This is a genomic window from Saccharothrix stipae (assembly GCF_054781895.1).
In genome coordinates this window covers 345,576-358,767 of the sequence record NZ_BAAGTN010000001.1, presented here as the reverse complement: position 1 = coordinate 358,767, position 13,192 = coordinate 345,576, and the positions used below count along the sequence as shown (strand labels likewise).

At 70.1% G+C, this 13,192-nt stretch carries 11 protein-coding genes; 7 read left to right on the top strand and 4 right to left on the bottom strand.

The window, feature by feature from the left end; genetic code table 11:
- The first annotated feature begins 1 nt into the window (after position 1).
- Positions 2 to 1,000, top strand: coding sequence for an alpha/beta fold hydrolase (locus ACYVLT_RS01580; protein WP_461118242.1), 999 nt, complete (start codon positions 2 to 4; stop codon positions 998 to 1,000).
- Positions 1,001 to 1,048: 48 nt separating this feature from the next.
- Here the strand turns inward: ACYVLT_RS01580 and ACYVLT_RS01575 are convergent, their stop codons facing one another.
- Positions 1,049 to 1,435: an ATP-binding protein gene (locus ACYVLT_RS01575; protein ID WP_461118558.1), complete on the bottom strand. Its 387-nt coding sequence runs from the start codon at positions 1,433 to 1,435 to the stop codon at positions 1,049 to 1,051.
- A 157-nt stretch (positions 1,436 to 1,592) separates the two neighbouring features.
- Here ACYVLT_RS01575 and ACYVLT_RS01570 point away from each other — a divergent pair, with 157 nt between their 5' ends.
- Positions 1,593 to 2,423: an alpha/beta fold hydrolase gene (locus ACYVLT_RS01570; protein ID WP_461118241.1), complete on the top strand. Its 831-nt coding sequence runs from the start codon at positions 1,593 to 1,595 to the stop codon at positions 2,421 to 2,423.
- Between the two features lie 167 nt (positions 2,424 to 2,590).
- Here ACYVLT_RS01570 and ACYVLT_RS01565 read toward each other — a convergent pair whose 3' ends face one another.
- A complete protein-coding gene (locus ACYVLT_RS01565; RefSeq protein ID WP_461118240.1) occupies positions 2,591 to 5,386 on the bottom strand; it encodes an AAA domain-containing protein in 2,796 nt (931 codons plus the stop codon).
- 150 nt (positions 5,387 to 5,536) lie between these two features.
- The gene (locus ACYVLT_RS01560; protein ID WP_461118239.1) at positions 5,537 to 6,067 is read right to left on the bottom strand and encodes a hypothetical protein; all 531 of its coding nucleotides are present in this window, start codon (positions 6,065 to 6,067) and stop codon (positions 5,537 to 5,539) included.
- 363 nt (positions 6,068 to 6,430) lie between these two features.
- Here ACYVLT_RS01560 and ACYVLT_RS01555 point away from each other — a divergent pair, with 363 nt between their 5' ends.
- The 5 genes from ACYVLT_RS01555 (at position 6,431) to ACYVLT_RS01535 (ending at position 11,677) form a co-directional block, all read left to right on the top strand.
- Positions 6,431 to 6,868 carry a bifunctional DNA primase/polymerase gene (locus ACYVLT_RS01555; RefSeq protein WP_461118238.1) on the top strand — a complete coding sequence of 146 codons (438 nt, stop codon included), beginning with the start codon at positions 6,431 to 6,433 and terminating at the stop codon, positions 6,866 to 6,868.
- On the top strand, positions 6,868 to 7,788 hold the full coding sequence (locus ACYVLT_RS01550; protein WP_461118557.1) for a bifunctional DNA primase/polymerase: 921 nt from the start codon (positions 6,868 to 6,870) through the stop codon (positions 7,786 to 7,788). Before ACYVLT_RS01555 ends, ACYVLT_RS01550 begins: the two co-directional genes overlap by 1 nt.
- 175 nt (positions 7,789 to 7,963) lie before the next feature.
- Entirely contained in the window at positions 7,964 to 9,100 is a 1,137-nt protein-coding gene (locus ACYVLT_RS01545) for a tyrosine-type recombinase/integrase (protein ID WP_461118237.1), read from the top strand.
- The gene (locus ACYVLT_RS01540) at positions 9,093 to 11,249 is read left to right on the top strand and encodes a tyrosine-type recombinase/integrase (RefSeq protein WP_461118236.1); all 2,157 of its coding nucleotides are present in this window, start codon (positions 9,093 to 9,095) and stop codon (positions 11,247 to 11,249) included. Before ACYVLT_RS01545 ends, ACYVLT_RS01540 begins: the two co-directional genes overlap by 8 nt.
- Positions 11,246 to 11,677, top strand: coding sequence for a DUF6262 family protein (locus tag ACYVLT_RS01535; RefSeq protein ID WP_461118235.1), 432 nt, complete (start codon positions 11,246 to 11,248; stop codon positions 11,675 to 11,677). Before ACYVLT_RS01540 ends, ACYVLT_RS01535 begins: the two co-directional genes overlap by 4 nt.
- Positions 11,678 to 11,689: 12 nt before the next feature.
- Here the strand turns inward: ACYVLT_RS01535 and ACYVLT_RS01530 are convergent, their stop codons facing one another.
- A complete protein-coding gene (locus ACYVLT_RS01530) occupies positions 11,690 to 13,111 on the bottom strand; it encodes a hypothetical protein (protein WP_461118234.1) in 1,422 nt (473 codons plus the stop codon).
- Positions 13,112 to 13,192 lie beyond the last annotated feature (81 nt).

Genomic DNA, 13,192 nt, shown 5'->3' with positions numbered 1-13,192 from the left:
CTTGCGGTACACACTCGCCGCCGGCCTGGTGGCGCTCGTGCTGGCGTCCTCGCTGACGTCCGCGACCGCCTCGGCTGCCACCACGTGCCGTGACGTGGACGCACCGGTGACCGTCCTCGGTCACCGGCAGGTCGTGCACGGCACCCTGTGCGTCCCGGCCGGCGCCGCCACCGTCCAGCTGCTCGTGCCCGGCTCCACCTACAACAGCTCCTACTGGGACTTCCCCGACGGCAAGCACTCCTTCCGCGCCGCGCAGAACGCGGCCGGCTTCGCCACCTTCGCCGTCGACCGGCTCGGTACCGGGCGCAGCTCGCGACCCCTGGCCGTGACGCTGACGGCGTTCGTGCAGGCCGACGCCATGCACCAGGTCGTGCAAGGCCTGCGGTCCGGCGCGTACGGGCCGCGGTTCGGCCGGGTCGTCATCGGCGGCCACTCACTCGGTTCGGCGATCAGCGTGGTGGAGGCGGCCACCTACCGGGACGTGGACGGCGTGCTGCTGACCGGCATGACGCACCGGGTGAACCCGGTCGGCGTGGCGGCGGCGTTCGCGAACTTCCGCCCGGCCAACCTCGACCCGAAGTTCGGCCTGCTCCACCCGCTCGGCTACCTGACCACCGCGCCCGGCACCCGGTACGCGAGCTTCCACGCGCCGGGATCGCTCGTGCCGGAGGTGATGGCGCTGGAAGAGTCCACCAAGGACGTCTTCTCGCCGACGGAGGCCGCCGACGGGCTCGGTGTGGCCGTGCTGCTGCCGTACAGCCTGCTGATCGACGTGCCGGTGATGACCGCCGTCGGTTCCCGGGACGCGGCGGTGTGCGGCCTGCTCGCCACCGACTGTTCGACCTCGGAGACGCTGCGCGCGGCCGAGGCGCCGTACTTCCGGGGTCGGCTGCGCGCCCACGCGCTGCCCGGCTACGGCCACTCGATCAACCTCGCGCCGAACGCGCGCGACTACTACTCGGCGGTCTCCTCCTGGGTGTTGGAGGAGGTTGGCCGCTGATCGGTGGTGCGGGGTCCGCACGCGCCGCGGACCCCGCACCCCGCCGCGTCACCGCGTGGGCACCTCCGCCCACACCACCTTCCGGTCCTCGTGGTGGTCGAACCCCCAGCGCACCGACAGCCGGTTGATCAGCAGCAGCCCGCCGCCCGCGGCCGGGTCGTCCGATCTGCCCAGCACGGGCAGCAGGCTGGGGCTGTGGTCCTCCACCTCGACCCGCACGACGTGCCGCTCGTCCACCCGCAGCAGGCGCATCCGCCACGGCCCTTCGGCGTGCCGACGCGCGTTGCCCACCAGTTCCGCGGCGATCAGCACGAGGTCGGCGACGCGCTGCTCGTCCACCTCGTAGGCGACTTGCCCCACCAGGGCGGCGACGTCGTCGGGTGTTCGGACGCCGCCCAGCGTCGAGTCGAGCCCGTCGTCAGGCAGGTCCACCATGTTCACGGCACGCTCCTCCGGCACCCTGTCTGCTCAAGGCGCACGCACCAGGTAACCGCTGTGCGAACGTGTCAAACCACCATTTCGGTCACGTGTCGTGCCAGCCGGGCTGACGCCGCGCAGCGAACCGGTGATCGTCCGCTGTTACCCTCCGCCCGTGGTCACGGAGATCGACATCCGGCTGGACGACGGCCGCACGCTGCACGCGTACGACTCCGGCACGGGCGACCTGGCCGTGTTCTGGCACCACGGCACGCCGAACATCGGCGCGCCACCGGCACCGCTGTTCCCCGCCGCGCAACGGCTCGGCCTCCGCTGGGTGTCCTACGACCGCCCCGGCTACGGCGGGTCGACGCCGGACCCCGGCCGTGACGTCGCCTCGGCCGCCACCCTCACGGCCGCCGTCGCCGACGCGCTGGGCATCGACCGGTTCGCGGTGCTCGGGCACTCCGGCGGCGGCCCGCACGCCCTCGCCTGCGGCGCTTTGCTGCCCCAACGGGTGTCGGGCGTGGTCAGCGTGGCCGGGCTCGCGCCGTACGACGCGGACGGGCTCGACTGGTTCGTCGGGATGGCGGCGTCCGGGGCGGCGTCGTTGCGCGCGGCCGCGGCCGGACGGGAGGTGAAGGAGCGGTTCGAGGCGTCGGGCGTCGAGTACGACCCGGAGTTCACCGAGGCCGACTTCGCCGCCCTCACCGGTGATTGGTCCTGGTTCACCGACGTCGTCGGCCCGGCCGTGCAGGCCGGACCGGCCGCGTTGATCGACGACGACCTGGCCTACGTCGCCCCGTGGGGCTTCGATCCCGGCGATGTGACCGTGCCGGTGCTGCTCCTGCACGGCGGCCGCGACCGCGTGGTGCCCGACTCGCACGCCGAGTGGCTGGCGCACCGCTGCCCCGCGGCCGAACTGCGCCGATCACCGGACGACGGCCACATCTCGATCATCACGTCCGCTCCGTCCGCCTTGGACTGGCTGCGCCGGCTGGCCTGAGCCCCGCGGTCGGAAGGCGCGGGCGGCTTGAGCCCCGGGGTCTGGGAGTGCGGGCGGTTTGAGCGCGACGGTCGCGAAGTGCGGGCGAATCTGAACCCCATGGTCGGGAAGTGCCAGCGGGCCTGCGCCCCACGGTCAAGGAGCGCGAGCGGGCTTGAGCCCTGCGGTCAGGGGGTGCGGGCGGCCTCGGGTGCCAGTTCCTGTGCCAATTCCACCGCCGCGCGCGCCGGGTCGTGGGCGAAGCGGCTGGGGAACGCGTCGTGCACCCGCCAGCCCGCGCCGCGCAGGGCACGCCACCGGGCCAGGTGCGCCGCCGCGCCGTCCGGGTGCGGTCGGGTGTCCAGGGCGACCGCCGACCGCCGTTCACCCACCACCAGGTCCACCCGCCACTGACCCACCGGGTAGCCGGTGCGGGTGGTCAGGCCGAGGTTCGTCAACTCCGCCGCCAACCGCGTGGTCCACTCGTCGGACGGCGCCACGCCCTCGGTCTCCGTCGGCGGGGTCTCCGCGTGCCGCAGGTAGTCCCCGACGAGGCCGACCGGTGCCTCGGCCGACGTGATCACGTGCACCAGCCGCCGCGCCCGCGTGGTCAGCACGGCCAGCAGGTTCGGGTCGTTGGCGAACCGCCAGGCGGCCGGCCGGTCGGCGTCGGTCAACGCCAGGCTGATCACGACCTCGTCGAACTCCGAGCCCTGGACGCCGTGCACGGTGCCGACGCGCACCCCGCCCGTGGTGATCTCGTCCAGGCTCAGCCGGTCGAGCAGGGCCTGTTCCAACGCGTCCGCCTGCGCCCGGAACGGTGTGATCACCCCGATCGAGCGGACACCGGCGGCGATCCGACGGCGCAGGTGCGCGAGCACGGCGTCCACCTCGACCTCGTTGACGCCCTTGTCGTCACGGACCCCGTCGACCTCCTCGACGTCGATGCAGTCCACGTCCGCGATGGCCGGGTGCGTGGTCAGCAGCGCGATCCGGCCTTCGTAGAACCGGGTCGCGGCGAACCCGATCAGGTGCGGCGCGCAGCGGTGGTGCTCGGTGAGCCAGTGCACCCCGGACGCCGCCGCGCCCGCGTCGAACAGGCTGACCTTCGGCACGTCCAGCCGGTCGGCCAACGACTCCGTGCCCTCCGCGGTCAACGCCTCGCGCACGGCCTGGTCGCCGACGAACGACACGTGCCGCAGCTGGCGCGGGTCGCCACCGATCACCGCCCGCCTGCCGCGCACCAGAGCGGGCGCCGCCAGCGGCTGGTCGACGTGGCTCGCCTCGTCGATCACGACCAGGTCGAACATGCCCGGCACGGCGGGCAGGATGTCCTCCACGTCGGCCAGCGTCCCGACCCACAGCGGCAGGGCCTGGACCAGGTGCTCGGTCGAGACGTCGGCCAACGCCCGCCGCCGCGCCGCCCGACCCGACCGCAACGCCGTGGCCAGCGCCGCCACCGCGCGCCTCGGCCCGGCGCCACGACGGCTCACCGCCAGGGTGGCCAGCCACGCCGCGATCGCGGTGTGGCCGCGCGCGTCCTCCTCGGCCAACAACACCCGCAACGCCGCCAACGACGTGCCGCCGTTCGCGGCGACCCGGACCTGCGCGGCGGACTGCTCGGCGGCCCGCACCGCCGCCTCCAGGTCCGCCACGCCCACCTCGTCGCCCGCACCCGCGAGCCGCCGCGCCGACCGGACCGCCCACCGCGTCCGCAGCCCGCCGAACAGCCCGTGCCGGGGTCGCAGCAGCTCGTCCAGCCGGTCGAAGTCCGCACCCTCCTCGAACGCCCGCGGCGCGACCGACCGGTGCGCCGGCATGAGCGCCTGCAACCGCAACGCCGCCTCGGCCAGCTCCTCGTCCCGCAGCGCCGCCCCGACCGCGCCCTCGATCCGCGCCACCGCCGCGACGGCCCCCTTCCGGGACCGGTCGAGCTGGTCCAGCTCGCCCTTCCCGGTGGTGGCGGCGAGCCCCGTGCTCAGCTCCCGCGCCATCTCCTGCCGCAGCTCGGAGTCGCCGAACAGGACCGGCACCGGCCCGCCGGCCCGCCGCAGCGCCTCACCGAGCACGTCGGCGGCGTTGCGGGTGCGGCTGGCCAGCAGCACGGACCGACCCGCCGCCACCGCGTCCAGCGCGATCGCGGCCAGGGTGTGCGTCTTGCCGCTGCCCGGCGGCCCGCCGATCACGGTCACCGGTGCGACGCGGGCGTTCAGCAGGGCCGCGCGCTGGCTCGGGCTCAACGGCAACGCGCCGTCCACCACCCCGTCGACGTCGACGGGCGGGTCCTCGGCCGACGAGTACAGCCCGGCCAACGCGGTCGCCTCGACGCCGCTGCGGCGCGCCCACGTGTAGAGCGCCGCGCCGCGCTCGGTGCTGACCACCGGCTCACCCGCGTGCAGCCCGGCACCGGCCACCACCACCAGCCGGTCGCCGCCGATCAGCTCGCGCGGGTCGTGCCCGGGCCCGAGCACCGGGACGTCGGAGAACCCGCCGGCGGCCAACGTCGCCTCGATCCACTCCTTGCCCTTGGCCAGCCGCGTCTCCAACTCCGCCGCCTTGGACCAGTCGGCCAGCAGCGGGAACAGCCCCACGTCGCCGGCGACGTGGAACACGTAGGCGCGCCGCCCCGCCGGGTGCAGCCGGACCGGCCGCGACACCAGCGGCAGGCAGACCCGCCTGCGCTGGCCGTTCACCGTCGCCGGTCCGCACAGGAACGCCCAACCGAGCCGCAGCAGCCGGTCCTCCTGGTGCAACGCGTCGAACGAGGCCAACCGGTCGACGGTCGCCTGCTGGTCGGGTCGCGCGGTCCACGGCACCGGTGTCCAGGACGGCAGTTCCCCGGCCTGGGTGAGGGCCCGCCAGCCGGCCTCGTCCGAGCCGAGCCACACCAGCCCGGCGGTCTTGGTCAGGTCGAGCTGCACCCGCTGCGGCTGCTCGGCCGCGCTGAGACGGGCCAGCGTGCGCAGGACGGCGGGAACGGTCACGCGGAAATCCTGCCATCCGGGTCCGACAGCGGAACCGGGTTCGCGCGTGCCCGCTGAAGATCGCGAAGCCGGGGCTCAGGTGCCGCGGACCCCGTCACGTCGCCCTGGCGGCGCGTCGTACCGGCCGGCCATTCCGCCGGGCCCGCTGCCTCAGGGGCGCCCGTAGAGGTCGGGATAACCGGATCCGGTGAAATAATCGGCGAACGGGTTGATCGCGGCGGTCAGCCGGATCAACGCGCCGTCATTTTCGAGCGCTTGTTGGATCACCTGCCGATGACCCGGGTGCGCGCCGAGCACCAAGATCACCTCGGCGACGTGTTCGGCCTTCACCGCGTCGCCGATGGCGGCGAGGCATTCGCGCACGGCCAGCGCGTCGGTGCGGGCGATCCGACGGCCCAGGCCGGCCATCCGGGCGGGGTCGGCGGCCAGCGCGGTGGTGAACCCGGGCACCGCGACCTCGTCACGGGCCAGGTCGCCGAAGTCCGCGAGCAGTGCCAACGACAGCATCTCGTAAGCGGTGCGGATCCGTTCGGCCCCGATCGACTGCTGGTCGACCCGGAACGCCCGGACCAGCCGTTCGGCCGCGGCCACGACGTCCCGCCGCCGCACGATGCCATCGGCGTTGGAATCGAACAACCGCAGGCGGCGCGCAAATCTTTCGATGAGGTCACCGTCTCCCATGACGAACCTCGATGCATTTCATCCGCGGCCCCCTGAGCCGATGTTATCGGCAGCGGACCCCTATTATCACTACCCGAAGGGATGAACGCGTTTTCGGATCGGCGCACGGCAACCTCACCGGCCGACCGGGCGGTCCCTGACCTCAATCGCCCTGGGCGGCACGCACCTCCGCGAGCACCGGTGAGTCACCGCCCCCGCCGACCAGCTCCCGGTTCGTGCCCGACACGGGTGGACCAGGCCGAGGACGCGGGAGCCGGCGAAGCCGTGCACGGCGTCCTGGTGGCCCTGTACCGGCGGTCCCGACCCCGGCACACTGGAGATCGGCGGCGCTTCCCCCGTTGCCCGACACTAGGGGGAACGACCATGACCAGGTACCGGGCGGCGTTGGCCGCCGCCGCGCGAGGCTGGCCCGTGGTGCCGTTGCGCCCGCACGGGAAGGTGCCCGCGCTGCGCGGCTGGGACGACGAGGCGACCCTCGACCGCGACCGGATCAGGCACTGGTGGTCGCGCCGCGCCTACAACGTCGGCATCTCGTGCGGTGCCGCCGAGTTGCTGGTGGTCGACCTGGACGTGCCGCACGGCCGCGAGGCGTTCGCCCGCCGCGCCTGGCAGCACGGCGAGGAAGACCCGCGCGACACCTACACGGTGGCCACACCCAGCGTTATCAACGGGTGTTCAAGCGGTCTCATCCCTGTCTGTGACGAGGGATGTCGGCCTGTGTTCCAGCTCGTTGAATCAGTGCTATCCGAGGGTGTGATTCAACGAGCTGCAGCGTCCGGGTCGGATCGGGTGGGGCCGTGATGAGGCGCGAGCGGCTTGTCGAGGCGGCGTTGGCTGCTGCCGGGCGTGGGTGGTACGTGTTTCCGGTGGTGCCGGGAGGCAAGACGCCGGTGGTTCGTGAGTGGGAGTCGCGGGCGACGACCGAGCGTGGCCAGATCCTCCGGTGGTGGGCGGGGCATCCGAGGAGAAATGTCGGCATCGCGGTCGGCAGGTCCGGCTTGGTGGTGGTCGACCTGGATGGCGCGCGAGGGGACGCGCCACCTGAGCGATTCGCCGGGGCCAGGCATGGGCTGGATGTGCTCGCGATGCTCGCGGCCGAGGCTGGCGAACAGGTACCGGTCGACACCTACACCGTGGCCACCCCTCGCGGTCGCCACCTCTACTTCCTTGCGTCCCAAGGGATCGAGCTGCGCAACACAGCAGCCAGACTGGGATGGCGCGTCGATACCCGAGCCCACGGTGGCTACGTCGTCGGTGCTGGTTCGAGGCGAGTCGAGGGCGTCTATCGGGTGATCCGCCGGGTTCCGGTCGTCGAGCTGCCCGCCTGGCTCGCGGAGGCGCTCGCGCCCCGGCCTTTGGTCGAGCCGGCGCCGCCGATGCGGCTGTCGCGACGCCGTGCGACCGCCTACGTCCGGGCGATTGTGGAGGGCGAGGCGCACGAGGTGGCGGCAGCTCGCACCGGCGCCCGGCACGACACCTTGTTCAAGGCCGCCTGGACACTCGGGCGGCTGGTCGGTGCTGACGAATTGGATGAAGGCGAGGCTTGGCACGTGCTGCTGGACGCCTCGGCCCGGCATGTCGGGACGGACGGCTACACGGCCCGCGAAGTGGAGCGCACCATCAGGGATGGCATCGCCTACGGCAAGCGGCGGCCTCGGTGGATCACCGGCGTTCCCGATGACGAGGTCGGAGGTGGTCGGTCTTCCGACCAAGTCGGCTGAAGGATTGTGCCGCCGCCGGTGGTCACACGGTCGGGTGGATCAGGGCGGTTGTGGCGTTTCTGTCGAGGTCCGGTCGTTGATGCGTTCCTACAGTGGATCTTCATCAACGAGGTGGGACGGCGACGTGGCTCATGCTTTGGCGGTACGGCCCTCATCGGGTCGGCGGACGTGGACGGTGATCGACGCCTGCTATCGGACGGTGGCGCCGGTCGAGGAGTGGCTGGAGTCGCATCGCGGCGAGTGGTCGCCGAACACGGTGCGCGCGTATTCGACGGCGTTGTCCCAGTGGTGGACGTTCCTGGAGCAACGAGGCGAGGCCGGGCAGTGGCGTGAGGTCGGGGTTCCTGCGGTGACGGGGTTCCTGTCGTGGCTGCGCAACGGTCGCACGGTCGAGCACACGTTGGTGCCTCCGGAAGCTCAGCCATCGCCGGAGACGCTGGAGGCGCGGTTGGCTGCGCTGATCTCGTTCTATCGGTGGCAGGAGGCGGTCTCCGAGGTTCCGGTGGCTTCCAGGTTGCTGCGGGGGATTCCGCGTCGCAGGCCCGCGCAGGGCCTGTTGGCGCACCTCGACGCCCGTTCCGCGCCTCGGTCCTCGTCCCTGGTGCGGGTGCGGCGGCACCGCGGCCGTGACCGCCCACCGGTGCTGCTGCCGCAGCAGATGCAGGCCATCGTGGACGGCTGCGCACGGTTCGACCGGACGGGCGGGACGTGGGTGGGCAACCTCCGCGACCGGCTGCTGTTCGCGCTCTTGGCAGAGACGGGCTGCCGACTCGGCGAAGCGCTGGGCATGAGGATCAACGACTTCGTCATGGGCCGGGGCGGCACACCCTACGTCGAGATCGTGCCGCGTGAGGACAACACCAACGAGGCGCGGGTGAAGATGATGCGTCCGCGACGGGTCTACGTCGGCGCGGACCTGGAGCGGCTGTTCGCCGACTACCTGACCGAGTTGGCCTGCCGCGCTTCCGGGTGGGGCATCGCGGTGACGGCGGACTCGCCACTGCTGGTCAACCTGGACCGACCGCCCCTGCTCGCGCCGCTGCGTGAGGGCACGGTCCGGGACAAGCAGAATTCATTGCGCCGCAAGCGGATTGGGGCACCGGGCTGGACACCGCACTGGTTCCGGCACAGCCACGCCACCGCGCTGCTCCTGGCCGGCACACCGGACTGGGTGGTGTCGCGGCGGCTGGGTCACGCGCACGTGCAGACCACGCTGAACCTCTACGGCTGGGTCCTGGAGGACGAGGCGTTGCGCGCCGCCGCGAACTGGAAGTCCTTCACTGGCGGCTGGCGGGTGACCGACGGTGAATGACGACATCCGCCGCCTACGCCCAGCCGGTCGGATCGACCCGGTCGAAACACTGCGACGGGACCTCCCACCCGCTTGGCGCGGGCCGGTCATCGGCCCCGACATCCCAGGCTGGCACTCCCCGCCCGGCGCTCACCTGCACGTAATCAACCTCGAGGGTCTGCCCGACACCATCGCGGCTGAACTGGCTTGGATGGCGCACTGGCAGGAAGTCGTCGACGGCACACCGGCATCGGTCCAGCCGATCAACCAGTTCGCGATGGCCCTGCGGCACGCGATGCGCGAACACCACCCGTTCCCCGGCTCGATCCGCGAGATGAGCTGGGAGACCGCCGAGGCACTGCTCGGCTGGTTCTACGCCACCCGATGGAAACGGCTTCCACCCGAGTCCGCCCGGAGCCGCCTGCACTCCGTGTTCCGGATCGCCCGGCTGGCCCTGGTCGCACGCTGCAACCAGGGTCACTGGTGGGAATTGGACGAATGGCACCCCCGCTGCGACCCGCGGATCCCCATCTCCGATAGGGAACCGCACAGCGCCCGGATCAGGCCCGGACGGATCGTCCACCCGTGGCTGCGCGCCGCGGTGAAATGGCATCTCGGTACCTGCCTGGAGGCTGGCACCCTACGTTGGGCGACCATCAGCCAGGCCCGGCTGCTGGTGCGTTTCGACCGTTGGCTCAGCGTCGCCTTCGTCGACGCCACCGAGGTCGTCACCGCCCCGGCCGAAGCCGGGCGACACGCCGCGTCGTTCCGCCGATGGGTCGCCGACCCGACCAACCGCGCGGAGCGACCACAGGACCTTCCCCCGACGGGCAAGGTGAGGCCACGCCAGATCAACGGCGACCTGCAGGCCGTCGCCGAACTGTTCGCGTTCGTCGCAGCCAACCCCGCCGACGCCCGAGCCGTCCTCGGCCCCTCGCCGCTACTGCAGGTCACCGAAACACACGTGGCAGGCTGGCTGCACCAGGCGTCCGTCCGCACGCCCCGGGCGAACGACCTCAATGATGAACACTACGTCGACGACCACGCCCTCGCGCAGATCTCCGCCGCGTTGCCCCTGATCGGCCTGCCCTGCGGCGAGCACATGACCATCACCCGCAGCGACGGAACCCAGGTAGAGGCCGAAGGGTTTGGCGACCCGCAGGCGATGCGCATGATCCTATTGCAGATCCTCACCGGCCGCCGTTCGAGCGAAATCCGCCTCTGCGAGTTCCATTGCCTGTCGGCGGTTCCGGATCCACCCGCCGACACCGACGGGAACAAAGTCACCCGCTTCCGCTACGCCCAAAGCAAGATCGACATCGCACCGGACACCATCCTCGTCGACCAGGAAGTCGTCGCGGTCGTCGAAGAACAACGGCAGTGGCTCCGCGACCGGCATCCCGGCGTCGAAAACCGCCGCCTGTTCACCCAACGGAGAAGCAACCTCGGCGGGACCAAGTCCTACAGCGCGGGCACCTACGGCCGCGCCCTGCGGATGTTCAGTGAGATCGTGCAGATCAAGGACGGCAAAGGACAACCGGTCGAACTGAGCCACACCCACCGGTTCCGGCACACCAGACTCACCCGCCTCGCCGAACTCGGACTGCCCGTCAAGGTCCTGCAACGCTACGCCGGCCACGCCACGCCGACCATGTCGATGCACTACATCGCCAAACGTGAGGAACATGCCGAACAGGTCTTCGTGGCCACCGCGAAGTTCAAAGCGGATGGCACTCGTGTCCAGTTCTCCCGCGAAGACCACGACAGTCTGCACCTGTTCGACCGCGCGGACCGGTTCCTGCCCAACGGCTGGTGTCTGCTGCCGCCTCTGCAAAGCTGCGACAAGGGCAACGCCTGCCTGACCTGCTCGGTGTTCGTCACCGACGAGACCCACCAGAACTCGCTGGAGCGTCAACTCGCCGACACTGCCGGGCTGATCAAGCGCTCCACGGACGCGTTCGAAGCACGGCACGGCCGCCCGATGCCCGATGACAACGTCTGGCTCGCCCAGCGTCAAGCGGAACAGGCCGCCCTGACGCAGCTGCTGGCCAAGATGCGCGACAACCCCGGACGAGCTCTACAGGGAGGCGGTTGCGGCGCAGCTGCACCATCCGGTGGTCCGGTTCCGATCACTCTCGACTTCGCCCGCCACCGAAAGAGCCAGTCGTGACCGACACCCGAGCACGTCGCGTCGCCACCTTGGCCGCAGCGGCCAAGACCAAATCGGAAACCAAGACCCTCGCCGCGGAGCAGGCCATCCGTGCCCTGGTCAAACGCGGCGAGCCGATCAGCTTCCAAGCTGTCCAACGGGAAGCCGGAGTCTCCCACGCGTTCCTCTACAACCACCCCGAGCTACGCCCACGCATCGAGCAACTCCGTGCCCAAGCCCGTCCACACCACGCCCCGCCGCAGCCGCCACCAGACGCCGAAAGCACCCTCGTCCTTGCCTTGACCAGCCAGATCACCAACCTTAAGAAACAACATCGGGAGGAAACCCAAGCCCTGCGCGCCGCCCTCGAACAAGCCCACGGCGAAAACCTCGACCTCCGCCGCGAACTCGCCCGCCGTGGATGGAGTGCGCCCGTCATATCCGACTGATACGACTCGGCTTCAGTCAGCCTGGACGGTAGCGCTGAATTCTCTGAGCGGCATTCGGACCCTCTCGCGGAGGATTATGTGCGACAGGAGCGCTTCGTCGCACAATGCGGAAAGTTCCTGTTGCGGTCCAAGTACGATGGCGGCGATAAGTGCTCGACGGAGAATTTGGCGCAGGTGTTTTACGGCATCGTCCACCATCTCGGCCTTTGGTTCGTCACCATGGGCAATGCTATTTCGGACGCCATAGGCGCGATAAACTTGATCGTAGATCACCTGTCGGTGTTCGTCATTCCTGCCCACGAGTACGGCTGCCCGTTGCGCCGCGCGACGACGTAGGTCGATCTTGTCCTCGTCGCCGGCTGAGAGGAGGTTCTCCAAAGCGGACACGTAACCGAATACAACCTGCGGTCGATCATCCTGAAAGAAGACATCGCCGTCTTGGGAAACATCGCCACTGGTTTGCAAGAACTTAACAGCGCTACGGCGCACACGATCACGTGCTTTGGTGAAACGCTTCTTTTCTGCATTTGTCGAAGGTGTGTCCCACTGCCTCATTCGAGCATGCAGCTCATTTATAAATCGGATGAAACGAAAACCTTGTGAGTCTTCGACGTGGAGTGGTCCGAGGAGTGGTATCTCAATTTCATCGGTGCCGTCCGGGTTGACGCTATAGGTGCTCGGCAGCGAAGCGTATACCCGATCGGCGGCGCGACCTGGTTCCACAAGATACTCTGCCACGGCTTTGACCGGTGTGTCGTTCCATAGGTTGAGCAGCAGTAGCGGCTCCCACTCCAAGGAGAAAGTCGGCTTATTTCGAAAGGGCCACCAGATTCCGTGTCCACTTGTGGGCTCCTCTTCGGGGTCTGGAATTGACAAGACTACGTGCCAACCGAATGTGAGCAATGGATCCCACACTGAATTCGCCGCGTAGTCTGCCGCAACCGGTACGGGGCGCAGTGCCTCCCAATCATCGCTGCCTGGTTGCCACAGCCGCCACCCGACTGTCTCGATCGGAGCAGGAACGGTCCAGTCGATGTCCAGGACGATGTGCCGCCACATCTGTTCCGCAGGCCCGGCCAGATAGGCGGCGACCTCGCTAGCGAGAGTGTCAGCGTCAAACTGGTGCCCAGCGCGAAGCAGCCCGGCGATGCCGAGACGGTGAAGTGCCTGCGCATCAAACTTTCGGCCAGCTGGCCTACGTTCCACCACGTCACCGGATGCTGCACCCCGCCGACCGCGGCTCGACTGCTCGTCGAGATACCTGTTAGCCCGTGCGGCATCGGCGGCTGCACCGCGGACCTCGTTGGCGCACGACCAACTTGCCATCGCATCCGCCGCCTCGCGATCAGCCAAGCTTGCGAGTTCTGGCAGCCGCTCGCAGGCCTCGGCAACGAACCTCGCGATCGCAGTCAGTAGGGCTTGGTGCTCTGTCATCACAACAGTCCACGCTAGCGGCGAAGTAGGCCACGTCCCAGCTCATAAGAGGAACGGCCATAGGGCCGCGCACGTCGGCAC

Coding starts and splice junctions, on each gene's coding strand:
- ACYVLT_RS01575 (WP_461118558.1), bottom strand. CDS start 1,435: ATGGTGGACCTGCCTGACGACGGGCTCGACTCGACGCTGGGCGGCGTC.
- ACYVLT_RS01560 (WP_461118239.1), bottom strand. CDS start 6,067: ATGGGAGACGGTGACCTCATCGAAAGATTTGCGCGCCGCCTGCGGTTG.
- ACYVLT_RS01555 (WP_461118238.1), top strand. CDS start 6,431: ATGACCAGGTACCGGGCGGCGTTGGCCGCCGCCGCGCGAGGCTGGCCC.
- ACYVLT_RS01550 (WP_461118557.1), top strand. CDS start 6,868: ATGAGGCGCGAGCGGCTTGTCGAGGCGGCGTTGGCTGCTGCCGGGCGT.
- ACYVLT_RS01530 (WP_461118234.1), bottom strand. CDS start 13,111: ATGACAGAGCACCAAGCCCTACTGACTGCGATCGCGAGGTTCGTTGCC.